We start from the raw sequence: 24171 nt of genomic DNA on the forward strand, positions 1-24171 counted from the left end.
CGGCCCCCTCCCCTCCGGGAGAGGGGGAGCCTGACGATTGAGTGACGAAATGCAGGGGTTATTTCAATAAAAGAACCAGCAAAAATGCGTCAGGCTCCCCCTCTCCCGGAGGGGAGGGGGCCGGGGGGTGGGGTAACACGCTAGGGCGGCTACTTCGCCGCTACCACCACCGCCTTCTTCCCAACCTTCTGTCCCAGTTCCACGTCCTTCTTAGCCAATTTAGTATTCGTATTTACCAGCTTGATGCCCTGGCTACGGTCGCCCGTCACGCGCAGCAGCAGGTCGGCCCCGCTGGCGTAGCGCAGGTTGTCGAAGCTGATGTTCTTGCTGTTCTGCACTTCGAGCACGGGCTTGGTTTCGGTCGAGAGCAGGGTTACGTTCTTGAGGCGAATGTTCTCGGCTTCCTGGCACAGCATGCCTTTCTGGCTTTCCAAGGTGATGTTTTCCAGGTTGATATCCTTGATGCTCATCTCGGGCAGGCCGCGCACCAGGATGCCCGTTTCCGCGCCCTTGCACACCACGTTTTTGATGTAGAAGCCCTTGAACTGCGGCGTGCCCTCGCCCAGCGGCTGCGCCTCAATCACGGGCGGGGCGGTGCTCTCACCGGCCAGCGGCACGGGGTCTTTGGCCGCGTAGTACATATCGAACAGGATGGCCTGCCCGGCGATGTTGTTCATGGCCACGCCATCGACGTAGATGTTCTCGACCACGCCGCCGCGCCCGCGCGCCGTTTTGAAGCGCAAGCCCACGTCGGTGCCCATGAAGGAGCAGTCTTTCACGAACAAGTTGCGCGCGCCGCCCGACATTTCCGAGCCAATCACGAAGCCGCCGTGGGCGTGGTACACCCGGCAGTTGCGGAAGACGAAATTCTCGGTGGGTACGCCACGCTTGCGGCCTTCCTCATCGCGGCCGCTCTTGATGCAAATGCCATCGTCGCCCACGTCGAAGGTGCAGCTTTCGACCACGCCGTTTCGGCACGATTCGAGGTCGAGCGCGTCGGTGTTCTGGCCGTACCAGGGGTTTTTGGCCGTCACGCGGCGCAGCGTGATGTCCTCGCACAGCAGCGGGTGAATCGTCCAGGCCGGCGAGTTTTGGATGGTGAAGTCTTCGAGCAAAATCTGCTTGCAGCGCGTGAGGCTCAGCATGTTGGGCCGCAGGTAGTCGCGGATGTCGTCGAAGTCGGCCGGGTTCAGGCTCTTACGCTTCTGGCCGCTGCTCGCCAGCAGGTTGCCCTTGAGCGAGCTGGCCGAGGGGTACCAGTAGTCCTTCTTATCGTTGAGCACGCCGCCCGAGGCCACCAGCTTTTTCCACTCGCTTTCGTTAAGCTTGCTCTTTTTCACGGGCCGCCACACGTCGCCGTTGCCGTCGAAAGTGCCGTTGCCGGTGATGGCAATATTCTGTAAATCAACGCCTGAAATCGGGGCTTGGCTGCGAATGGCTTCCTCGCCTTCCCAGGTAGTTTTCACGAGCGGGTACTGCGTGCGGTCGGGCGTGAACTGCACGAGCGCGCCGTTGGCGAGGTGCAGGTTCACGTTGTTTTGCAGCACGATGGGGCCGGTGAGCCACAGGCCGGCCGGCACCTGCACCGTGCCGCCGCCGTTGGCCGCGCACGCCGCAATGGCTTTCTGGAAGGCGCTGGTGTTCAGCGTCTGGCCATCGGCCACGGCCCCGTACTGGCGCAGATTAAACGTATCTTTTTTAAACTGCGCTTGCCGCACGGTGGGCAGCTCGGCGGCGGTAGTGGGTAGGGCAGGGCGGGCCGCCGCGAGCGCCAACACCGCGCCGGGCACGAGCAACAAGTGCTTCATAAACAAGAAAAAGAGCAGCCCGGCCGCGAGCGGCCACGGCGAAGGGGTGGGAACAACGCAACTAGCACAATTCGAAGCCAGCTAGCAAAAGCCAGCCCAAAATCGGCCGGGAATACTACCACGCCGAAGCCAACGGCGCAAGCGAGCGGCCCGATTTATTTGCGCTATCGTTGCCGGTAACGTTGCCAGTGGGCCTGTAGGGCACCGTCGATGGGCTAGCCAAGCGGTTTTTGCGGCACTACGCTGCCCTGCGCTACTGCCCTGCTTTCAGCAAGGCAAATAGCATTCAACTCTGAATCGGGGCGACTGCGGGCTGGTTTGGCTGCTTTTGGCGGCCTGCCGTGCGGGCCAGCAGCCAGCGGTGCATGGGCCGCTCGAAGAAGCGGTAGCCGATTTCGGCCAGCAGCGCGGTGGCCAGCAGCTGCAACCCGATGTGCCGACCCCAGCCAAAGGTATCGTGCCACCACACGCTGAAAATACCCACGTGCAGCAAGTAAAAAAAGTACGACCGCTTGCCCATCTCATCCATAAACGGCGTGGCCAGCCAGGTGCGAAACCAGGTACGCTCGGCCAGCAGCCCGGCCATCAACAAGGTCATGCTCATGGGAAAAACGACGATGTTGAGGAAGATGGTAGACGGGTACAGGTTGCCGTCGTAGGGAGTTTGGGGCGAGTTTATCCAAGCCAAAGCGGCGATGGTGAGCACGATGCACAGCGTGCCGGCCAGCGTCAGCCAGGGCACGCCCGCTGCCTGGCCCGAGGGCCGCCCGCCCCACCAGCGGGCCAGCCCCACACCCAGCGTAAACTCCAGTACCCGCCCAAAAAAGGTGAAGTTGAACAGGTGGTGGTAGGTGCCAAAAAAACCGTGCAGGGCGGGCCGGTCTTTGCACAAGGCCGTCAGCACCAGGCCCGTAGCCACCATCGCCAGCACAAAGCCCACGGCCCCCCAGTGGCCCCGCCGCCGCCACAGCAGCAGCAGAAAAGGCACCGAAAAGTAAAAGCATTCCTCGGGCGTGAGCGACCAGCCGGGCGGCACGCCCACGTACTTGAGCGTATTGGAAAAGCCGCGCAACATGCTTTCGCTCAAAAATATAAGCGTTAAGGCGTTGGCTTCCTTGCCCGCCGGCAAAGGCCAGTACACCCGCGCCAGGGCCGCCGTATTGAGCAGCAGGTAGGTAGGGTAGATGCGGGCCGCCCGGTGCCAGAAGTAGCTGCGCCACCACTGCCGGTCGAGACGCACGCTGTGCTGGTAGCGGTGCGCGATGGCAAACCCGCTCAGCACGAAAAACATACTGAGTGTGATGTAGAACGCCGTGGCAATGCGGCCCACCAGCTCGGGCGTGCCGATGGGTCGGAAATGCACGAAAAACACCAAAAACGCCCCCACGGCGCGAATGCCCGTGAGCGCGGGGTAGTAAGCAGGCCGGTCGGCCACCGAAGAAGACGCCATAGCGCAAAAAAAAGCTAAGCAGGAGAAGAAGCGCGGCCCGGTGCCCGCGCCAGCAGCCAGCGGCGTAGGGGCTCCTCCAGCAGCCGGTAGCCCAGCCACGAAAGCAGCACGGTAGCCCCAAACTGCGCCCCGATGTGCCGGCCCCAGCCAAAGGTATCGTGCCACCACACGCTGAATACGCTGATGTGCAGCAGGTAAAAGAAGTACGAGCTGCGCCCCAGCGCCTGCCCTAGCTTGGTAGATAAGGCACTGCGCAGCCAACTGCCCTCGGCCAGCAGCCCGGCCAGCAACAGCACCGCGCCCAACGGAAACAGCACGTTATTAAGCAGCGTGGCGGCCGGGTAGCGCGGCCCTTGGTAGAAGTCGATGGGCGAATTAACCCAGTACAGCAAACCCACGGTCAGGAGTAGCAGCCCCGCGCCGCCCAGCGTGCGCCAGGGTAGGGTAGGGCTGGCAGCGGGCGCGTTGGCGGCGCGGCCGGCCCACCAGCGCGCCAGCAATACGCCCAATACAAACTCCAGCACCCGCCCGAAAAAGGTGTAATAAAACAGCGCCTTATACGACCCAAACAGCCCGTGCAGCGCCGGCCGGCCGTTGCACAAGGCCGTCAGCGCCAAGCCAATGCCGAGCATCAGCAGCGCAAAAGCCAGCGGGGCGCCGCGCCAGCGCTTTTGCCACAGCAGCAGCAGCGGCGCGGTGAAATAAAAGCACTCCTCGACCGTGAGCGACCAGCCCTGCGGCAAGCCCACGTAAAGCAGCGTATTGGAGAAGCCGCGCAGCAGGCTTTGGCTGATGCCAATGAGTAGCAGCTTGTTAGCCCACTGCCCCGGCCCAATGGGAAACAGCTGCTGGTACAGCGACCAGCCATTGAGCAGAAAATAAACCGGGTAGATGCGCGCCACCCGCCGCCACAGGTAGCGCCGCCACCAGGGCCGCGTGAGCTGCACGCCGCCCTGGTAGCGCGTGGCAATGACGAAGCCGCTGAGCACGAAAAACAAGCTCACGCCCACGAACAGCTGCCCCGTCAGGCGCTCGTACCAACCAGGGCTGTCGGCGGGCCGGAAGTGGTGCATGAACACCAGGTAAGCGGCCACCGCCCGCAGGCCGGTGAGGGCTGGGTAGTAGGGCAAAGCGGGGCGGGTAGCAGCGGCGGTGGTCGGCATCAGCCCGCAAAATAAGGCTGCCGTGGCGGGTCGTAGCGCGAACTTTGTAGTTCGCGTTCGTGCGGGTGCTCGCCGACGGACGCGAACTGCAAAGCTAGCGCTACGGCCCGCCGCTGGCGGCCAGCTCTGCATAGAATGTACTTAAACAGCTCCTTATGAAGCTACTCGCCCCTGCTTTTTGCTGCCTGCTGTCAGCCGCTGCCCGCGCCCAAACGGCCGCGCCCGCACCCCCTGCCGACTCAGTGCGGCTTTCTTACTGGGCCACCAGCCTGAAGGCGGGCCTCAACGCCAACGAGTCGCTGCTGTCGGACAACTGGAAGGGCGGTGGGGCCAGCACCGTGGGGCTGAGCGCGCTCTTCAACGGCAAGGCCACCTACCACCGCGGCCGCCACACCTGGGCCAACCAGGCCGATTTTCTGTTTGCCTTTCAGTATGCCAAAAACCAGGGCTACCGCAAGACGCTCGACCGCCTGTGGGCTGATACCAATTACGGCTACGACCTGACCAAGAAATGGGGGCTGTTTACGTCAATCAATCTGCTGACGCAGTTTGCGGCCGGCTACCAGTACACCGACGACCAGGCGCGGCTGGTGTCCAACTTCTTTGCGCCGGCCTACATCACGAGCTCGTACGGAATTGAATTTCACCCGTCCACGCGGTTTAAGCTGCGGCTGTCACCTTTTTCGCCGCGCCTGACGGTAGTGCGCGACATTGCCCGCTTTCAGGGCGCGCCTACCGACGTTATCTACGGCGTGAACCCCGGCCACAGCACGCGCTGGGAGGTGCTGGCCGCCCAGGCCCTGGCCGAGCTCGACCAGCCGCTCGGCCCCAATGCCAACCTCAAGGCGCGCTACGTGCTGTTTGGCAACTACGAAACCTTCACGCCGCAGAAAATCGACCACCGGCTCGACCTCACGCTCACGGCCAAGGTCAATAAGTACATCAACGTAAGCCTCAGCGGCATCGTGATTTATGACTACGACCAGGACGCGACCGTGCAGTACAGCCAGAGCCTGGCCATTGGCATTTTGCTGAGCCGCGAGCGCGCCGCCACGGCTAAGTAACGCCAAGCTCCGGCTTGGCGAGCGAGCGCAGCGAGCAGCCGCGCCTGCCAACGTTTGCCTACGCAGATGTTCGCTACGCTCACGCGCCAAGCTGGAGCTTAGCGTTACGACCAGGCTACCTTTGCGGCCGTTTTCAACGCCGTTTTATGCCCCGAATTTTACCCGCCGCCGCAACTTTCGCGCTGGCTTTGCCGCTCGCCGCTCAGGCCCAGCATGCTACCCCCGCCGACAGCGCCCGCCTCACCGAAGTAACCGTGTACGGCAGCCGCCTGGGCCAGCTCGCCGGCCAAAGCGGCCGCTACGTGACCGTGGTGCCCGGCAGCACCCTCAGCCGCTACCCGGTGGCCTCGCTCGACGACCTGCTGCGCCTGCTGCCCGCCCTGGAGGTGCAGAGCCGCGGCAGCTTCGGCACCCAGGCCGACATCACGCTGCGCGGCTCGACCTATAACCAGGTGCTGATTTTGCTGGATGGCATGCGCCTCAACGACCCGCTCACGGGGCACTTCGCGGGTTATTTTCCCATCGCGCCCAGCGAGATAGAGCAGCTCGAAATAGTGCGCGGGCCGGGCGCGGCCCTCTACGGGCCGGACGCCGTGGGCGGCTTCATCAACATCGTGACGAAGACCTTCGCCGCCACCCACCGCCCCGATGGTGCGGAGCTGGCTGGCACCTTCCTGGCCGGCGAGTACGGCCTGAAAAGCACCAACGCCGGCTTTTATGGCCAGGACAAAGGGCTGCGGCTGGCGGGTGGTATTCTCAATAATACGGCCAGCGGCCAGCTGCTCGATTTGCCCGGCGGCAACCGCAACGACTTCAAGCTTAATACCTACTCGCTGTCGGGCGCTTATGAGCTAACCAGCAAGCTGAGCGCGGCGGCCCGCGCCAGCTTCGATAGGCGCGATTTCAACGCCCAGAACTTCTACACCACCGCCAGCGGCGACCGCTCGCGCGAGACTACCTCGCGCGACTGGTACCAGGGCCAAGTGCGCTACGAGTGGAATGAGCGCGCCCGCACCGAATTGCAAGTGGTGGGTGCGGCCAGCACCGACGTGTACGTGTACACGCCGACCTCCGTGGCCAACGACCACCTCATCCACTACCTCAACTTTCAGGGACAGCACCAAGTGCAGTTTTCGCCCAAAGTGCGGGCCACGCTGGGTGGGCAGGCCGACCGCCGCGCCGTGCAAAGCAACGACCGCGGCGACCATGCCTTGTGGCACACTGGGGTGTTTGCGGTGGCGGCCATCGCGCCCACGGCGGGCCTCAACCTCACGGCCGCCCTGCGCCTCGACCACGACCAGAGCTACGGCACTGAGGTAGTGCCGCAGCTCAATGCCAGCCAGCAGCTCAGCGAAAAGCTGACCGTGCGCGGCGCGGTGGGCCGAGCCATCCGGGCGCCCAATTTTACGGAGCAGTATAACTCGGCCATCCGGCCGGGCACCGTGCCCAGCGGCTTCAGCGTGGGCAACCCCGGCCTGGCCTCCGAGCGCACCATGAACTACGAGGCGGGCTTCGACTACCAGCCGCTGCCCGCCCTCACGGTGCGTAGCACGTACTTCAACCGGGCCAGCCGCAACCTCATCGACTTCATGGTGGCTTCGGGCAGCCAGGTAATCGCGACGACGGGCTTCACCAACATCAACCCCAACGGCACGTACCGCCTGGCCGAAAACCTGGTATCGGTACGCACCCAGGGCGTCGAAACGGAGGTAACCACCCGCGCCCAGCTCGGCCCCGGCTTGCGCCTCGATGGCAGCGTGGGCTACACCTGGGTGCACGTGGCCAACAACAGCGACGTGCAAACGCAGTACCTCTCCAATGTGGCGCGCCACCTCGTGGCCGGCAACCTCAGCCTCACGCACCGGCGCTTCACGCTGGCTTTCGGCGGCGTGTACAAAGTGCGCCCCGAGCAAAACACGACCGTGACGCCCACCAACGGCCAGCTCGTGGCCGCCCTCACGCCGAGCTACGCCGTCTTCAACGGTCGCCTCGACGTGGCGCTGCTACCCGAGCGCCTCTGGCTGGTGGGCCAGGCCCAGAACCTGTTCAACGCCAAATATTCCGACCTGCTCGGGGCTCAGATGCCCACGCGCTGGCTGATGGCGGGCGTACGAGTGGCGCTGCGCAAGTAAGGCTATGCAGTAAATTTTTCAGCCCAAGCCTATCGCAACGAGTGCGATAGCTGGCGCAAAACGGCGGCGCATAACTTGCGCGCGGTTCTACTTCCCCACCTTTTTTATGTCCCGTTCTCTTCGTGCCCGGCAGCTGGTGCTGCTGGCCCCGCTGGCCCTGGCCGCCGCCTGCCAAAGTGCTGACAAGCAGCAAGCTGCTGCCACGGCCGATAAGCCCGCCGCCGACTCGGCGGCCACCGCCAAGCCCAAGTTTCTGACCGAGCCGCTGGTCAAGGACATCTACACCGCCGACCCGTCGGCGCACGTGTTCGATGGCAAAATCTACATCTACCCCTCGCACGACATTGAGACGGGGATGCCTGAAAACGATAAGGGCGACCACTTCGCCATGCGCGACTACCACATTCTGTCGATGGACAGCGTGGGCGGCAAGGTCACCGACCACGGCGTGGCGCTCGATACCAAGGATATTCCGTGGGCCGGCCGGCAGCTGTGGGCCCCCGACGCGGCCTTCAAAAACGGCACGTACTACCTATACTTCCCGGTGAAGGATAAGCAGGACGTGTTTCGGCTGGGCGTGGCCACGAGCAAGTCGCCTACCGGGCCGTTCAAGGCCGAGCCCAACCCGATTAAGGGTAGCTTCAGCATCGACCCGGCCGTGTTTACCGACACCGATGGGCAGAGCTACGTGTACTTTGGTGGCCTGTGGGGTGGCCAGCTGCAGCGCTGGGCTACTGGTACTTACAATGCCAACGCGGCCGAGAAAAAGCCCGATGGCGACGAGCCCGCTCTCAATGCCCGCGTGGCGCGCCTCGCGCCCGACATGAAGGAATTTGCTGGTCCGGTGAAGGACGTGGTAATTCTCGACTCGCTGGGCAAGCCCCTGAAAGCCAACGACACCAAGCGCCGGTTCTTCGAGGGCGGCTGGCTACACAAATACCAGGGCAAATACTACTTCTCGTACTCGACCGGCGACACGCACCTGCTGGTGTACGCCGAGGGCACCTCGCCCGCCGGGCCATTCACCTACAAAGGCGTGATAATGACGCCCGTGCAGGGCTGGACCACGCACCATTCCATCGTGGAGTTCAAAGGCAAGTGGTACATCTTCTACCACGACACCCAGCTCAGCGGTAAAACCTGGCTCCGCAACGTGAAAGTGACCGAGCTCAAGCGCCGGGCCGATGGCAGCATCATCCCGATTGAGCCCGGCACGGGCAGCTAAGCTTAGGTAGGATTGTGAACACGGGCTGGCGTGCGAGTAGTTTTCTCGCACGCCAGCCCGTGTTTTTTTGTAGGAAGCAAGTAGAAGGGAAGTAATTTATTTCTGCTATTAACTGACTTCACTTATTACTGCTCGGGTAAGGTATGTAGCAGTGAAAGAGCTGGGTGTATGAGATGAAAAAGGACTTTGACGCGATGAGTGGCAGAGTAGCTAGCTGGTTGAATAGCTGCGTATTTCGCACTATCACCTTGCTAAGCTTCTCATGCGCTACTTCTTCCTTCTTCTTGCATTGCTGGTGGCAACTGGTGCGGCCGTAGCCCAAAATTCCCCTGTTACTCCCCGGCCCGATTCGCTGGTAGCGGCCCAGGCCGCACCCGACACAGCAGCAGCCATTCATCGGCTGTTTGCGGCGCGGAGAGCGCGGAGCTACATTATTACCGGCCTGTTAGTTGTTCCGGGAGCGCTCGGTTTTCTACTAGATGGCAACAGCATCGGTACGGCTGTTTACCCTATCGCAGCGGCTCCTTACGAAGTGGCTAATTTGATATCCCATAGGCGCTACCGAAGAAAAGCAGAGGAGCGAGCCCTAGTGGCTTTTCAGGCGCAGCGTCTTTCGCCAAAAATCAGGCGGAAGCTCAAGTCCAAATACTTCACAGACGCGCCCGCCATCAAACATTTCTGAGGGGCCCATTATAAATGAAGCCGACCTTTTCGCAGCGTATTTTTGTTGATTAAACCAGTCAGCCCGGCGCAGCCGGGCGTATCTGCGAAATCCTAAAAATCCGTTTGAATCTGCGATGAAAGTTTGCCTTGCCGAAAAGCCCAGTGTAGCCCGCGAAATTGCCCAGGTCATCGGGGCCGACCGGCGCATGGATGGCTACTACGAGGGCAACGGCTACCAGGTAACGTGGACGTTTGGCCACTTTTGCCAGCTCAAGGAGCCCGACGACTACCGCCCCGAGTGGAAGCGCTGGAACCTGCACGACCTGCCCATGATACCCGAGCAGTTCGGCATCAAGCTCATGCGCCGCGACGACGGCGTGGTGAAGCAGTTTAACACGATAAAAAGACTACTCGACGAGGCCACCGAAGTCATCAACTGCGGCGACGCTGGGCAGGAGGGTGAGGTGATTCAGCGCTGGGTAATCCACGAAGCCAAGTGCCGCAAGCCCGTGAAGCGGCTCTGGATTTCGTCGCTCACTGAGGAAGCTATCCGGCAGGGTTTCAATAACCTGCGCGATGGGAAGGAGTTTGACAGCCTGTACCAGGCCGGGCGCAGCCGCGCCGTGGGCGACTGGCTGTTGGGCCTGAACGCCACGCGGCTTTTCACCCTGAAATACACCACCTACCAGGATAAGCAGCTGCTGAGCATCGGGCGGGTGCAGACGCCCACGCTGGCCTTGCTTGTGGCCCGCCACCACGAAATTCAGAACTTCAAGCCCGAGCCATATTGGGTGCTGAAGACGCAGTACCGCGACACCACATTTACGCGCATCAACACCGAGGCCGAGCAAAAAGAAGCCCAGGACGCGCCCGACGAGCAGAGCCGCCTGCGGGCGCTGGGCTACTTCGTGAAGGAAGACGAGGCTAAAAAGGCGCTCGAAGCCGTGCGGCCCGCGCCGCTCACGGTCACGAACGTGGAGATTAAAAAGGGGCGCGAGTCGCCGCCGCGGCTGTTCGATTTGACCTCGCTGCAAGTGCAGTGCAACAACCAGCTGGGGCTGTCGGCCGAGGACACGCTCAAGATTGTGCAGGCCCTGTATGAGAAGAAGGCGGTGAGCTACCCGCGCGTCGACACCACGTTTTTGCCCGACGACGTGTACCCCAAAATCCCCGGTATTCTGCGGGGCATCGGCTACTCGAACCTGACCGCGCCGCTGCTGGCACAGAAGATTCCGAAGACGCCCAAGGTATTCAATAATAACAAGGTAACGGACCACCACGCCATCATTCCGACGGGGAGTGGCGGGCCGGGCGGCGGCATGGAAAGCAGCGTGTACGACATCATCGTGCGGCGCTTCATCGCCGCGTTTTACCCTGATTGCGAAGTCAGCAACACGACCGTGCTGGCCGAGGCGGCGGGCTTCCTGTTCCGGGTGCGCGGCCGGCAGATTCTCAACCCCGGCTGGCGCGTGGTGTACGGCGACCCTACCCAGCAGGCCGCGCCCAAGCCCGCCGCGCCAGCCGGCGAAAAGGCCGCTACTGGTGCCGAAGACAACGATGACGTCGTAAGCACCGTGCTGCCGAGCTTCGCCAAAGGCGAAAGCGGCCCGCACCAGCCGCGCCTGGAAAGCAAGATGACCCAGCCGCCCAAAGACTACACCGAGGCCAGCCTGCTGCGCGGCATGGAAACGGCCGGCCGCAACATCGACGACGACGAGCTGCGCCTGGCCATGAAGGAAAACGGCATCGGCCGCCCCAGCACCCGCGCCGCCATCATCGAAACGCTGTTCAAGCGCAACTACATCCGGCGCGATAAAAAGCGCATTCTGCCCACGCCCACGGGCGTGGAACTGATTGGCCTAATCGCCAACCCGACGCTGAAATCGGCGGAGCTGACGGGCCAGTGGGAAAAGAAGCTGCGCCAGATTGAGCGCAATGAGTTGCCCTCCGACCAGTTTCTGGAAGAGCTGAAAGGCCTGGTGCGCGAGATGGTGCAGGAGGTGAAAACCGACCGCAGCGGGCGGGCCGTTACGACTGGTAGCGCCGAAAAAGCTATGGCCGCGTCAGCCTCCGGTGCCTCAAAATCGAACAATCAGAAACCAGAAAGCCAAGCCGGCCTCGGCACCTGCCCAGCCTGCAAAACCGGCCACATCCTGCGGGGCAAAACGGCCTTCGGCTGCGCCCGCTTCCGCGAGGGCTGCCAGTGGCGGCTGCCGGCCGAGGTGCTGGGTAAAAAGCTGACCGACCCGCAGGTAAAAGCCTTGCTCGCCAAAGGCCGCACGCAGCTCATCAAGGGCTTCGTGACGGGCGCGGGCGAGAAGCTCGACGGCGCGCTCACGCTCGATGCCCAGCTGCAACCCGCGCTCGTGCCCGCCGCCGAAAGCAAGCCCACCACCGCCACCGACCCCGGCCAGATTCCGTGCCCGGTGTGCCGGCTCGGCACCATGCTCAAGGGTAGCAGCGCCTTCGGCTGCTCGCGCTTCCGCGAAGACTGCCAGTTTCGGGTGCCCTTCGAGTGGGGCGGCAAGAAGCTGACCGACACGCAGCTGCGCCAACTGCTGCGCAAGGGCGAAACGGGCGTTATCAAAGGCTTTTTGTCGGCCAAAACCGGTAAGAAGTACGACGCTGCGCTGAAGGTAGACGAGGGGCGCGTGGTGCCGGTGTTCGGGTAGTCTACCCTTACATTGTCACTACTTGCTTATTCGGTAGCTGGCCTTCAGGCTGAATATATTGTGCCTGGCTAAGTCGGTAGCGAAGTAGGGCTCCAGGCTAAGCGCACTCAGGCCGGTACTGCTGGGTAGGCGCAGGCTGGCGCTTACGAAGGCAAGGTTTGGGCTGGGGTAGTGCGGCGAGTGGGCGTAGCCAGCAAGTAGCGTGGTGCCGCTTGCCTGCCCCAGGCCCGAGCCCAGGCCGGCGCGTGCGGTGTAAGCCCCCAGCGTGTTTTCAGCACCGTAGCAAACGTCGGCTTGCCCATAAAGCAGACGTGGGTTGCCGAGGCTCAGCATGAGCTCGGGCATCAGGAAGGCGGTGCCGCGGGCATTGCCATTATCGAAATAGCTAAAATAGCCCAGCGAACCCATGTGCAAACCGGCCCGCACGCCGAAGGAAAGCCATTCTTGGCCAAAGTGCTCTTCCCGGTACAAGTGAATATCGCTCATAAAATAGCTGATTGTCGTATCGCGGGCGATGAAGCGATACTGGGAGGTAGGCAGCGTTTGGATGGCAACCCGCTGCTCGCCCAGCCACACGCCGCCGCCCCAGGTGCTGCTGCGGGTGGGCGAATAGGCGGTCGTAACGGCTACCTCACCGCCCGCCGCCCGCACCCGCTGTTGTAGCACCAGCGGCTGCTTGCTGCTGCATCCGCCGTTGTTTTCCAGAATGTTTTCTTCGGCGTCGTGTTAGTTGCCTAACACGCCCCCGCTTAATGTAATGGTTTTACTCGGGGCGTTCGTTTGCTGGGGCACGGGGGCCTGGGCCGTGGCCAGGAGTAGCGCGCCGGCCAGTGGCAAGCTCAGCGGCAAGCCCGCCAGGCGCGGTAGGTTGCGCCCCAGCGCCCGCAGTGCGGTGCGCGCCTCGGCCAATAGCACCGCCAGCAGCAGGGCTTGTAGTAGCAGCGTTTCGGGTAGGCTGAGCGTACCCGGCGCCAGCCGGGCTGTGGCGGCCAGCAAGCCTAGCCCCACCAGCGCGGGCGTGCGGCCTGCGGGCACCAGAGCATCGGCCCCGAGCGGCTGGCCCCGGCGCACCAGCCAGCCCCAGCCGCCCAGCAGCGCGGCAGCTTCGAGCAGCAGCAGCCACTGCAAGCCCAGGCCTGGCAAGGCGTAGCCCGCCAGCGCGAGCGGCGCGGCCAGCAGTGGCTCGCCGGCTGCATCGCGCCAAAACTCTATGCCCCAGCGCCCCAGGCACAACAGCCCCATAGCCAGCAGGTAGCGGCTGCCGCCCGGCCAGCCGGCCGCCCGGCGACGCAGCAGGTGCAGCGCCAGCCCCGTGCCCGCGCACAGCAGCAGGTGATAGAACTGCGTGGGCACCACCGGCAGCGCGTGCGGCGCGCCGGCCCCCAGCAGCCCCTGCGCAAGCTGCGCGGCGTAGGCGGGCGTGCCCGGCCCGTACAGCAGCCCCCAGGTGCCGGTAGCCGTGGGCTCGCCCCAGCAGCAGCCAACTAGCACGCAGCCCACGCTTTGCACCGCCAGCGCCCAGCACAGCGGCCCGGCAAAGGCATCGAGCACGCCCCAGCCCCGGAAGCCCAGCGCCCGCCGCAACGCCAGCACCGCCCCCAGGCTAAACGCTGCGCCACCCACCACCGAGCGCGGCCCGCCCGCCACGGTCCGCGCCAACTCGACATCGCCCCCAAGCCAAGCCAGCCAGTCGGCGGGGGCCAGAAAGACGAGCTGGCAGCCCAATACCAGCGCCAGCGTGGCAGCCGCTACCAGCGGCAGCCAACTGCGCCAGGCGTAGCCGCGCCGGTAGCCCTGGGCCAGCAGCAACCCAACGTATAGGGCAAAGGCCATCAGTTGGCTGCCTTCGTAGTAACAGTGCCCGTGCGGACTGGGCGGCGAGTAAAATAGAGCCATAGCGCGAACGCGCTGCCTGACAGGCAGCTGCACTCGCTAAGCTAGCCGCTTGCGTTCCGCTTCAAAATAAAATAGTGCCCACTAACTGATGCTAGCCTAAGCAGGGACATAAAAGTAAAAGTCAGATTGTCAGGCTAAAAACTAGCCGACAATCTGACTTTACAAATCAAGCTCTAGTAGCCCGCTACTTCTTGGCTTTCGGCACGTAGGGCTTGCCATTCAGCTTCGGCCGCGAGCCCGAGCCTACGGGCTTGCCGTCGCGGAAGGTAACCTGGTGGTCGATGCCGCGGCCGTCGGCTTTGTAGTAGGTCCACTGGCCGCTGGTTTTGCCAAACTTATATTGGCCTTCCTCGGCCAGGGTGCCGTCTTCGCGCAGCTCGCGATAGGGGCCCGAGAGCTGGCCTTTCAGGTAAGTGCCTTCTTTCCAGAGCTTGCCGTTGGTAAAGAACTGCTCGCCGAGGCCGGTTTGTTGGCCATTCTCGTACTGTTGGCGGGTTTGCACCTGGCCGTTGTCAAAGTAGGTGAGGCGCTCGCCTTGCAGGCGGCCGGTGGGGGCGTAGGTTTCGACTTTGCGGGGCGACTTGCCATCCTGGAAGTACTCGTGCCAAGTGCCCACGGGGTGGTTGTTTTTGTACTGCTCCTCAGCCTCGCGGGTGGGCGTGGCGGCGTCGTAGTAGCGCGTTATTTTGCGGTCGCGGCCCTGGGCAGCGTAGTCAATTTCCTCTTTCAGCTGGCCGCTTTCGTAGTAGGCGAGGGCGCGGCCGGTGGGCACGCCGAGGCGGAAGGTGGTCTTGCTCTTCACTTTACCGCTCTCGTAGTAGGAGGTAGCGGGGCCGTCGAGGGCGGCGGTGCCGGTGCGCGGGGCCGCGCGCTTGGTGAGGTCGTCGCCGAGCTTGTTGGTCACGGCGCGCTCGCGCACGGCGGCGGGCGAGTAGGTGCCCTCGGTCTGGAGCTGGCCGGTGGGGTAGTACGAGCGGTAGCTGCCCTTGCCGGTTTTGTCGTTCATCACCGTTTCGCTTTCGAGCTGGCCGGTGTCGTAGTAGGTTTTGTACGAGCCGCTTAGCAGGCCGCCGCGCAACGTGCCTTCGCTCTGCACCTTGCCGTTGGGGTAGAAGAACTTAACCGCGCCGTTGGGCTGGCCGTTGGCGTAGGTGACTTCGGCGGCGGGTTGGCCGCTGGCGTAGAGTTCGCGCACGGCGCCATTGGGCTGACCCTTGGCGTCGAGGGTGGTTTGCAGCTTTATTTCGCCGGTGGGGTGGTAGGTGGTGAGCGGCCCGCTGGGCTGGTCGTCCACAAAGGTGCCGGTTTGGGCTACCTTGCCACCTTCGTAATAGGTCTTAAACGGCCCCTGCCGGATGCCTTCGCGGTAGGTGGCTTCGAGCCGGCGCTGGCCGTTGGGGTGAAACTCGACATACACCGAATCGCGCTTGCCGTCGGTGTAGCGGGTCTGAGCTTCGAGCCGGCCGCTGCGGTAAAAACGCTTGTAGGGCCCCTGCATCACGGTGTCGGCGGCCACGAGGGCGCGGAATATCTCGCGGGGGCGGGTTTTGGTCGAGTCGAAATAAACTACGATGCGCTGCTGGCGCTGGGCCTGGGCGGCTAGCGGGAGCAGCAAGAAAAGCAACAGGTATCGCATAGGGTGCTTTAACGCGAATGCGCCATTTTTTAGCGCAAAGCCACGCAAGGTTAAAAAAGGTTTCGCAAGGTTCAGGCCAGACATGCTGTCGTAGCTTAAACCTTGCGAAACCTTTTTTAACCTTGCGAACCCTCGCGCTACAGTTTTTCCAGCACTATTGAACTGGCCCCACCGCCGCCGTTGCAGATGCCGGTAACGCCGATTTTGCCGCCTTCCTGGTTTAGCACGCTCAGCAGCGTAGTCACGATGCGCGCACCCGACGCGCCCAGCGGGTGGCCCAGGCTCACGGCCCCGCCGTACACGTTGACCTTGGTGCCTTCGAGGTTGAGCAGCTTGTTATTAGCCAGCGACACGACCGAGAAGGCTTCGTTGATTTCGTAGAAATCCACGTCCTTGGCTTCCAGCCCGGCGTTTTTCAGCGCCTTCGGAATGGCCAGCGAAGGCGTGGTCGTAAACCACTCGGGCGCCTGCTCGGCATCGGCAAAGCCGCGGATGCGCGCCAGCGGCTTGATGCCCAGCTCGTCGGCTTTTTCGCGGCTCATGAGCAGCACGGCGGCGGCCCCGTCGTTGAGGGTCGAGGCGTTGGCGGCGGTTACGGTGCCGGTTTTGGTAAAGGCGGGTTTGAGCCCCGCGAACTTCTCAAACTGCACTTTGGTGTACTCCTCGTCGTCGCTCACCACGGTGTCTTTGCCGCGCACCGTAATGGTCACGGGCACAATCTCTTCCTGCTTTTTGCCAGCCTGGGCGGCGGCAGCGCTACGCTCGTAGCTCTGGCGCGCAAAGGCGTCCTGCTCCTCGCGGCTGATGCCGTAGTGCTCGGCCGTGGCGTCGGCGGCGTTGCCCATCGCATAGTCGTGGTAGGGGTCCCAGAGGCCGTCCTTCACCAGGCCGTCAATCATCTGGCCATTCCCATACTTAGCCCCGAAGCGGGCCTTGTCGAGGTAGTAGGGCACGTTGCTCATGCTCTCCATGCCGCCGGCCAAAATCACTTCCGACTGCCCCAGCATGATGGCCTGGGCACCAAACATGATGGCCTTCGAGCCCGAGGCGCACACTTTATTAACGGTAGTGCATTCCACGGTGTCGGGCAGGCCCGCTTTTTTGGCCGCCTGCCGGGCCGGCGCCTGGCCGAGGTTGGCCGAAATCACGTTGCCCATGATAACCTGCTCAACCAGTTCGGGAGCCACGCCGGCTTTGTCCAAAGCGCCTTTCAGGGCGATGGCACCGAGCTCGGTGGCCGACATCGAGGCCAGCGCCCCGCCAAATGAGCCGATGGGCGTGCGAACGGCCGCTACGATAACTACTTCTTTTACTTGCATGTTGGGGTGGGAGGGGTGGGTTTAGGGCTTGGTGCACAGTGCCTGGTGCTTGGTAGTGGCAAAAACAAACAGGCGCTGCCACAGGCAAAAGTACGCCCCCCGTTTTTTAAGCAGCCTTCCAACCCAATCCCAAACTCCGAGTATCTTTTACTCCTCCACTCCTCCACTCCTCCACTCCTCCACTCCTCCACTCACCACGTGGGCGTGCCGGGCGGCGGGGGCGTGCCCTGCCGGGCGCGGGGGCGCTGCTGCAAGTATTGCTGCTCGCTGGCGCGCAGGGCTTCGAGCAATTGCTGGGCCTGGGCGGGCGAGAGGTTCATGGCTTTGAGGCGCTCGCGCTGGGTTTGCAGTTGGAGGTCAGCATCGGTGGCCTGCTCGGTGCCGGGGCGCTGGCTGCGGCCGGCAGGGGCACTGGTGCCAGCACCCCCGCCGGTATCGAGGCCGCGCTGGCGGCCGGGCTGTGTGCCGGTGGGCAGGGAGCGCTCGGGGCCGCTGCCGGGTTGGAAGCCGCTCGGGGTCTTGTTGCCCGCATTGGCGGTAGGGCGCTGGTTGGGCTGGCCGGCGGCGCTGGGAGAGGGGCTAGCCGGCGCGGGTTGCGGCGGGGCTGTTGCATCGGCCTCGGGGGTAGGGGCGGTGCCGGGGCGGCTGGTGCCCGGCTGCTCGCCGGCACTGGGCGCGGTGCCTTGGTTGCCAGGCTGAGGGGCTTTCTGTTTCTTGTCAGCGGTTTTTTTAGCGCCTGGCGCGGGAGTTGGGGGCGGGGTAGGCAGCGCGGGCGTGGCGTCGGGCTGATTGGCCAGGTACTGGCTCAGCAACTCGTAGTTGTAGCGAGCGGTAGCGTTGGCTGGATTCAGTAACAGCGCTTGCTTTAGTAAAGCGAGAGCTTGCGCCACTTGCTTTTGCTGGGCTAGCAGCACGGCCAGCTGCTGCCGTGCGGCGCTGCCGATGACCGCCGGCACGGCCGGGCCCAGCAGGTGGCCATAGGTAGTGCGGGCAGCGGCCGTTTGCCCGGCCTGGGTTTGGGTTTGCGCCAGGTTGAGGAGTAGGGTGGGGGTAGGGCCGGGGCGGCTAGCCAGCGCCACGGCCTGCTGGTAGTAATACACGGCCTCGGCGGCCTGCCCGCGCCGGGCGGCGGCCTGGGCCTGGGTTTGGGCGGCGTTGTGGGCGCGCACGTGCAGCAGCCAGCGCCAGCCCGGCAGCCCGGCACCCAGTAGTAGCAGGGTCAATAGGCTGATTTTCATTGCTCGGGGCGCAGCACGCGCACGGTTAGCAGGCTGTCGAGTAAAAGCAAAGCCAGCGCGATACCCAGCGGGTAGCGGTAGCGGTTGTCGGCCACCTGCACAAGGCGGCTGGTAGCGGCGCTGCTGGTGGGCGGCAGGTTGCGCAGGCCGACTAGCAGGGTAGGCAAGCCGTTTTCGCGGTTGTTGAGCGGCACGTACTGGCCGCCGGTTTGGGCGGCTACTTGCAGCAGCGAGGCTTCGCGCAGGCGGCTCACCACGGGGCGGCCTTTGGCATCGCGCAGGCTGGTGCGGTTGCCGGGGGCCGGCACGGGGCCACCCACGGCAGTGCCCACGCCCACGGTGTACACCCGCGCCCCGGTGCGGCCCAACTCGCGCAGCACGGGCTCCAGGTTTTCACCAAAATCTTCGCCGTCGCTGAGCACTACGGCGGCCGTGGCGCGGGGCGGGGCGGCCCCGGCCGCCGGGCTAGCAGCGCCGAGCCGCGCCAGCAGCAAGTCGAGCGGCGCGCGCAGGGTAGTGGGCCCCGGCGGCAGCAGCCGGGTGCTGAGTGTGCTCAGAAAAAGCTGCAACGACGTTTGGTCATACGTGAGCGGGCACTGCACGCTGGCCTCCGAGCCGAAGACAATCAGCCCCAGCCGGTCGGCCGGGAAAGCGGCCACCAGCTCGGCCAGCGCGGCCTGGGTGCGTAGCAGGCGGGTAGGCGTCACATCGGCCGCGTCCATCGAGTGCGACACATCAACCAGCAGCCACAAATCGAGCCCGCTGGTGCGCACTGCCTGGCTGCGCATGCCCAGCGCCGGCCCCAGCCACGCCAGCAGCAGTAGCGCCCCGGCTACCAGCCGCAGCGGCAGCTTCCAGGCTAGGCGGCGGCTACCCAGGCCCAGCCGCCGCCCCAGCCGCCGCGTGCGCTGCACTTGCAGGCCTAGTAGCAACGCCAGCAGCCCCGCGCCCAAAATGGCCGACGCAAAATCGGGATAAGCCCAGGTGAACATAAGAAAAGCCAGATGCGGAGTAGCCAGCGCGGTGCCCCAAAGGCCACCGCTGCCCCGCAAAGCTAGCGCCGGGCCTACTGGCAGGCCAGAAAAGACACTTTTAACAACAGGCCAGCGCAAGCGTAACCCCCGCACTGCCAGCCCAAAGCAGAAGCGGCCACGCAGCGGCCGCATAAAAACTTCAAAAAAAACTGCTGATTTTTGAACGGCCGCTGTATATTTGCAGCCGCTAAGGCCTTCAACGCCGCAGCAAGCCACGAACACGGAGAAGTGGGTGAGTGGCTGAAACCAGTAGTTTGCTAAACTGCCGTAGCTCTAAAGGTTACCGGGGGTTCGAATCCCCCCTTCTCCGCTTAAAAGCCCTTTGCATTGCGCAAAGGGCTTTTTTCTTTCTAAGCCCGCCACGCCGGCAGCCTTCTACTTCAAAAAGTGGCTACGGCCGGCAGCCAGACGCAAAAAAGCCCTGCCCGAGCCGGACAGGGTTTTTGCAAGTATGAGAAGAACCTTACGGGCTCCGGGCGCGGGTACCAGCTAGTCGCCTCCTTCGTTACGCAGCGGGTGCACTAAAAAGCCCGGCTAGCCGGGTATCGGGCTAAAGCCACTCGCCGGCTAGCTGTTTGATTACCCTGGCCTCTATATCTTTTCTAAAATACCACGCCCCGGTGCCCAGTGCCTTCCTCACCAGCGTGCCCCGAATGCCGTCCGCCGTTATTTCAAGAATGTGCAACTCGCTGGTAGTCTTGCCCCAGTCGATGAGATAGGTTTGGCCTATTTCTAGATTAATCATGCGGATGGTAAGAAAAACAGTCGGAAACGCGCGGGTAAATAATAACTCCTACAAGGTAGCGGAATAAGCTGAATAAGTACAGCTTGTAGCCTGCAATAGTATAAGTGGTTAGGGATGCTTTGGTGGCGCGCTCGGGGCTCGGTAGCTTGGGTGGTTGCGCGTGGTTTCGCCTGGCTGGGCTGGCAGTCGCACTTTCCACGCACCCGCCTGCGTGCTACTGCGCTGGTGGTAGTAAGTAGCACGCAGGCGGGTGCCGCAGCGCACCTTTGCGCCGCGACACCCGCCTGGTTGTTGGCCTCAAAATAGCCGGCTTACTAGCGCTCCAGCAGGATTTCCGTGCCCAAAACTACCAGGTCTACCCGGCCTTTCAGCGTTTGGTCGATAAAGGGCGTGTTCTGGGATTTTGACTTCATAAAGTCCCGCGTGAAAGTCGTTTCGGCCTCGGTATCAAACAGGACACAGTCGGCGGGCTGGCCTACTTCGATGGTGGCCACCGGCAGGCCCATCAGGCGGCGGGGCTCGGCCGAGTAGCGCTTCACTACCAAGTCCCAGCCAAATTTCTGAGGCTCCACGAAGAAGTGGTGCAGCGACACCAGCGCCGTATCGAGGCCGGTGATGCCGTTGGGCGCGCTGATGAAATCCTGGGCTTTCTCAAACGGCGTGTGCGGCGCGTGGTCGGTGGCGATAAGGTCAAACACGCCCTCCTTGAGGCCTTCGAGCAGCGCGTCGCAGTCGGCCTGCGTGCGCAGCGGCGGGTTCATCTTGTAGTTGGTGTCGTAGTCGCCGATGTGCTCGTCGGTAAACAGCAGGTGGTGCGGGGCCACTTCGGCCGTCACCTTCACGTCGCCGCGCGATTTCCACCAGCGAATGGTTTCCATGCCGAGCTTGCTCGACACGTGCTGAATGTGCACGTGCGCGCCCGCCGCCCGGGCCAGCCGGATGTCGCGGTCGATGATAATCTCCTCGGCGCAGGCCGGCGAGCCCTTGATGCCCAGGCGGTAGCTCATCACGCCCTCGTTGAGGGCGCGCGGGCCAGCCAGCTCGGGCACCTCGCAGTGGCTGGCAAAAAACATCCCAAACTCGGTGGCGTACTGCATGGCCCGCAGCAGCACGGCCGGGTCGTTGGTGGTGTCGCCGTCGTCGGTGAGCATCTTCACCCCGAGGCCGCGCATGCCTTCGATTTCGGCCAGCTCCTTGCCCTCGCGGTTTTTGGTGACGCAGCCCGAGGTGTACACCGGAATGCGGGCGCGGTGCTTGGCATTTTCGAGCACGGTGGCCACGGCGGTCGAAGAGTCGAGGGCCGGGCGGGTGTTAGGCATCATCACCACGCCGGTCACGCCGCCGTTGATGGCCGCCTCGCTGCCCGTGGTGATGGTTTCCTTGTTTTCGAAGCCCGGGGCGCGGAAGTGCACGTGGGCATCGAACATGCCCGGCAGCAGCACCCGGCCGCGCGCGTCGATGACGCGCGCGCCCTCGGGCACGGCCAGTTTGGGCCCGAGGGCCTGAATAATTCCTTCGACAATGAGGACATCGCCCGCGACAAGCTCGGGTGAATTTTCGGCGGCGATGCGGGCGTTTTGAAGGAGAAGCATAACGTACTAATTGCGGTAAACCAGCTAGGGTTGTTGAAGATGAAAAGTAAGGTGGGCACTAGGGCATAAGCAGCGCCGAGCCGGCGCGCGGCCGGGCGGCATAAGCTTCCTGCTTCGGAAAGTCGCCGCCCGGCGTGAGCCAGTCGAGCACGGCCATGCGGATGGAGATGCCGTTTTCGACCTGGTTGGTAATGAGGCTGCGCTCGTAGTCCATCACGGCATCGCAAAGCTCCACGCCTCGGTTCACCGGGCCGGGGTGCATGATGTAGAGGCCGCGGTCGCGGATTTCGGCCAGCCGGGTATTCGTGATGCCGTAGACGCGGTGGTACTCGCGCACGCTGGGGAAGAATTGCACGTCCTGGCGCTCTAGCTGCACGCGCAGCAGATACACCACGTCGGGCCCCCAGGCCATCGCCGCTTCGTAGTCGGTGAAGCGCTGAATGCTCTCCGGCACGTACTTGGGCACCAGCGAGCCCGGCCCGAGGTAGGCGACCTCCACGCCCAGCTTTTGCAGCAGCGTGCTGGTCGAGCGCGCCACCCGCGAGTGCAGAATGTCGCCGATGATGAGCACGCGCTTGCCCCGCGGGTCGGGAAATTTCTCCTTGATGGTGAAGGCGTCGAGCAGCGCCTGGGTAGGGTGCTCGTGCGCGCCGTCGCCGGCGTTGATAACCGAGGCCGTAGTCTGGCGGGCTATCATGCCGGGCAGGCCGGGGTGGCTGTGGCGCACCACGATGTAGTCGGTGCGCATGGCCTGGAGCGTCTCAATCGTCTCGCGCACCGACTCGCCCTTGGTGATGGAGGAGTGGGCCACGTCGAAGTTCGTGACCTCGGCCGAGAGGCGCTTGGCCGCCACCTCAAACGAAGAGTGCGTGCGCGTGCTGGCCTCGTAGAACAGCATGAGCACGGACTTGCCCTCGAGGGCGGGAATTTTCTTCACCGAGTGGGTGAACAGCTTTTTGAACGACGTGGATTGGTCGAGCAAAAACTCGATTTCCTCGCGGTGGAGGGAGGCAATGTCGAGCAGGTCTTTACGGGCCATACCGGTAGGGGAGGATAAATGAGGTTGACTAGCTAAAAGAGGCAAGGGCAAGGCTTATCGGCCACTACCCATGGCGAGCGCACTGACTGACTGCGCAGCAACTGCGGCCAAACCCAGCGGGCATAAAAAAACCGTTTCGGAATCCGAAACGGTAGCGGGGCAAAACGTAGAAAAAACAATAGAAACACCAAAGGCGAAATCGGGAAAATCAATGGTGGCGAAGACCTTACGGTCCATTCGCGGCTCCTTGCTACGCAGGGTTTCGCGCTTCGTCAACAAGTTTTTCGGCTGAAGCATTAGGCAAAGCTACGGCATTGTTACGTGTCCTGCGAGCATGGTGGGCAAAAATTTCCGTTGAGGCTAGCGGTGCATCTGGCGCGCAGAAAAGCAAAAAACCGTCAGGTTGAGGCACTCCACGGTAGTAGCTCGGGCCGGCTGGCGGCGCTGGCTGGGCAGGCGACCGGAACGGGGAATGTTGAACTGCGAAGCCCAAATCTGTTTAATGAAGATTGGATGAATAATTACCAAAGTTGGCGTACCTTTGTGGCGCAAGCGTTTGAAGTGTGGCGCTTGCCTTTAAAAAGAAACCGGCCCGGATGACAGCCCCTGGCCGGTTTTTTTGTGCCTGTGAAAACGGGTGCCTACCAACTGCCTGGTAGGTAGGCCCAGGGCGTGCAGGCCGCCCTGGCCCCGGGGCTAGCCGCGGTAGCGGGCTTATTTTTGCGGAGCTATTGCATTATGAGCAAAATTTTTCTTTCTGCCTGCGCCTTTGCGCTTTCGGGGCTGCTACCGGCCTGCAAGCAAGCGCCGCCCCACGATAAGGCCGCCGCGCCCACCGCCGCCCGGCCCCAACTAGACAAAGAGCTGCGGGCCGAGCTCCTGCGGCAAGAGCAGCATGCGCCGCAACGCTACCTGGCGGCCACGGGCGCCTCCTACCGCACGCCCCAGGGCCGGCTGGTGCTACAGGGCCACCTGGTGAGTTTGGCCGCCTTTGCCAGCTACCAAAACCCGGTGCTGCTGGTGACGTGGTTTTCTAAAAGCTATACCCGGCTGGGCGTCAGGCGCTATCCGGTGCGTGCGCTGGTGCGCGCCGAAGCGGCGGTTCCCTTCCAGCTGTACACGGAGGCCCCGGCCAGCGTAGTGAGCGTGGGGCTGGGCATTGCGGATGCAGCGGCCGTGCCGGAAAGCGACCCCGCCCGGCTGCCGTAAAGCAGCTTTTCGCCTCAAAACGGCTTGCCGGGCCAGGCCGCGTGGGGCCCCGCGCCCGGCCAGCCGCCAAAAGTTGGCCGTTTGGCCGCTGGCACGTACCTTTGCAGCAATCAAACGGATTAAACACGGAGAAAAGCAGTCGTTTCTGCTACTCTGCTCGTTCCTGAGTGAGGAACAGGGGAGAAAAGCAAAGAAGACTTCTTTGTAATTCGGGGTGTAGCGTAGCCCGGTATCGCGCCTGGTTTGGGACCAGGAGGTCGTAGGTTCGAATCCTGCCACCCCGACT

The 24171-nt window shown here is 63.3% G+C and carries 19 protein-coding genes and 2 tRNA genes; 8 read left to right on the top strand and 13 right to left on the bottom strand.

Annotation, left to right across the window (positions count from 1 at the left end; all coding sequences use genetic code 11):
* Window positions 1-149: 149 nt before the first annotated feature.
* The 3 genes from VFO93_RS06780 to VFO93_RS06790 form a co-directional block, all read right to left on the bottom strand.
* On the bottom strand, window positions 150-1808 hold the full coding sequence (locus tag VFO93_RS06780) for a glycoside hydrolase family 28 protein (protein ID WP_325133592.1): 1659 nt from the start codon (window positions 1806-1808) through the stop codon (window positions 150-152).
* Window positions 1809-2094: 286 nt separating this feature from the next.
* Window positions 2095-3258 carry an acyltransferase gene (locus VFO93_RS06785; RefSeq protein ID WP_325133593.1) on the bottom strand — a complete coding sequence of 388 codons (1164 nt, stop codon included), beginning with the start codon at window positions 3256-3258 and terminating at the stop codon, window positions 2095-2097.
* A 14-nt stretch (window positions 3259-3272) separates the two neighbouring features.
* Entirely contained in the window at window positions 3273-4421 is a 1149-nt protein-coding gene (locus tag VFO93_RS06790) for an acyltransferase (RefSeq protein ID WP_325133594.1), read from the bottom strand.
* A gap of 155 nt (window positions 4422-4576) precedes the next feature.
* On the opposite strand from VFO93_RS06790, the gene VFO93_RS06795 reads away from it, so the two are divergent.
* The 5 genes from VFO93_RS06795 to VFO93_RS06815 all read left to right on the top strand — a co-directional run bounded on the left by VFO93_RS06795 (window position 4577) and on the right by VFO93_RS06815 (window position 12177).
* Window positions 4577-5485, top strand: coding sequence for a DUF3078 domain-containing protein (locus VFO93_RS06795; protein WP_325133595.1), 909 nt, complete (start codon window positions 4577-4579; stop codon window positions 5483-5485).
* 146 nt (window positions 5486-5631) lie between these two features.
* Entirely contained in the window at window positions 5632-7617 is a 1986-nt protein-coding gene (locus VFO93_RS06800; protein ID WP_325133596.1) for a TonB-dependent receptor, read from the top strand.
* A gap of 106 nt (window positions 7618-7723) precedes the next feature.
* The gene (locus tag VFO93_RS06805; protein ID WP_325133597.1) at window positions 7724-8842 is read left to right on the top strand and encodes a glycoside hydrolase family 43 protein; all 1119 of its coding nucleotides are present in this window, start codon (window positions 7724-7726) and stop codon (window positions 8840-8842) included.
* Window positions 8843-9104: 262 nt separating this feature from the next.
* Window positions 9105-9524, top strand: a complete 420-nt coding sequence (locus VFO93_RS06810; protein WP_325133598.1) for a hypothetical protein — start codon at window positions 9105-9107, stop codon at window positions 9522-9524.
* 115 nt (window positions 9525-9639) lie between these two features.
* Window positions 9640-12177: a DNA topoisomerase 3 gene (locus VFO93_RS06815; protein ID WP_325133599.1), complete on the top strand. Its 2538-nt coding sequence runs from the start codon at window positions 9640-9642 to the stop codon at window positions 12175-12177.
* Window positions 12178-12195: 18 nt separating this feature from the next.
* On the opposite strand, the gene VFO93_RS06820 is transcribed toward VFO93_RS06815, so the two are convergent.
* The 6 genes from VFO93_RS06820 to VFO93_RS06845 all read right to left on the bottom strand — a co-directional run bounded on the left by VFO93_RS06820 (window position 12196) and on the right by VFO93_RS06845 (window position 19258).
* A complete protein-coding gene (locus VFO93_RS06820) occupies window positions 12196-12843 on the bottom strand; it encodes a hypothetical protein (protein ID WP_325133600.1) in 648 nt (215 codons plus the stop codon).
* A 60-nt stretch (window positions 12844-12903) separates the two neighbouring features.
* On the bottom strand, window positions 12904-14010 hold the full coding sequence (locus tag VFO93_RS06825) for a prolipoprotein diacylglyceryl transferase family protein (protein ID WP_325133601.1): 1107 nt from the start codon (window positions 14008-14010) through the stop codon (window positions 12904-12906).
* 247 nt (window positions 14011-14257) lie between these two features.
* A complete protein-coding gene (locus VFO93_RS06830) occupies window positions 14258-15688 on the bottom strand; it encodes a toxin-antitoxin system YwqK family antitoxin (RefSeq protein WP_325133602.1) in 1431 nt (476 codons plus the stop codon).
* 158 nt (window positions 15689-15846) lie between these two features.
* Window positions 15847-17028, bottom strand: a complete 1182-nt coding sequence (locus VFO93_RS06835; RefSeq protein ID WP_325133603.1) for an acetyl-CoA C-acyltransferase — start codon at window positions 17026-17028, stop codon at window positions 15847-15849.
* Between the two features lie 191 nt (window positions 17029-17219).
* A complete protein-coding gene (locus tag VFO93_RS06840; RefSeq protein ID WP_325133604.1) occupies window positions 17220-18266 on the bottom strand; it encodes a tetratricopeptide repeat protein in 1047 nt (348 codons plus the stop codon).
* Window positions 18263-19258 carry a VWA domain-containing protein gene (locus tag VFO93_RS06845; protein WP_325133605.1) on the bottom strand — a complete coding sequence of 332 codons (996 nt, stop codon included), beginning with the start codon at window positions 19256-19258 and terminating at the stop codon, window positions 18263-18265. The genes VFO93_RS06840 and VFO93_RS06845 overlap by 4 nt, the downstream gene beginning before the upstream one ends.
* A 264-nt stretch (window positions 19259-19522) precedes the next feature.
* Here VFO93_RS06845 and VFO93_RS06850 point away from each other — a divergent pair.
* Window positions 19523-19610 (top strand) — tRNA-Ser (locus VFO93_RS06850).
* 240 nt (window positions 19611-19850) lie between these two features.
* Here the strand turns inward: VFO93_RS06850 and VFO93_RS06855 are convergent.
* The 4 genes from VFO93_RS06855 to VFO93_RS06870 form a co-directional block, all read right to left on the bottom strand.
* Window positions 19851-20045, bottom strand: coding sequence for a hypothetical protein (locus tag VFO93_RS06855; RefSeq protein ID WP_325133606.1), 195 nt, complete (start codon window positions 20043-20045; stop codon window positions 19851-19853).
* A 314-nt stretch (window positions 20046-20359) separates the two neighbouring features.
* Window positions 20360-21637, bottom strand: coding sequence for a dihydroorotase (locus tag VFO93_RS06860; RefSeq protein ID WP_325133607.1), 1278 nt, complete (start codon window positions 21635-21637; stop codon window positions 20360-20362).
* A gap of 58 nt (window positions 21638-21695) precedes the next feature.
* Window positions 21696-22676, bottom strand: a complete 981-nt coding sequence (locus VFO93_RS06865; protein WP_325133608.1) for an aspartate carbamoyltransferase catalytic subunit — start codon at window positions 22674-22676, stop codon at window positions 21696-21698.
* A gap of 54 nt (window positions 22677-22730) precedes the next feature.
* Window positions 22731-22973, bottom strand: a complete 243-nt coding sequence (locus VFO93_RS06870; protein ID WP_325133609.1) for a hypothetical protein — start codon at window positions 22971-22973, stop codon at window positions 22731-22733.
* Between the two features lie 441 nt (window positions 22974-23414).
* Between VFO93_RS06870 and VFO93_RS06875 the strand changes: the two genes are divergently transcribed.
* Window positions 23415-23885, top strand: a complete 471-nt coding sequence (locus VFO93_RS06875; RefSeq protein ID WP_325133610.1) for a hypothetical protein — start codon at window positions 23415-23417, stop codon at window positions 23883-23885.
* 210 nt (window positions 23886-24095) lie between these two features.
* Window positions 24096-24169, top strand: a tRNA-Pro gene (locus VFO93_RS06880).
* The last annotated feature ends 2 nt before the right edge of the window (window positions 24170-24171 follow it).

The sequence above is a fragment of the Hymenobacter sp. genome, assembly GCF_035709525.1.
GTDB lineage: Bacteria > Bacteroidota > Bacteroidia > Cytophagales > Hymenobacteraceae > Hymenobacter.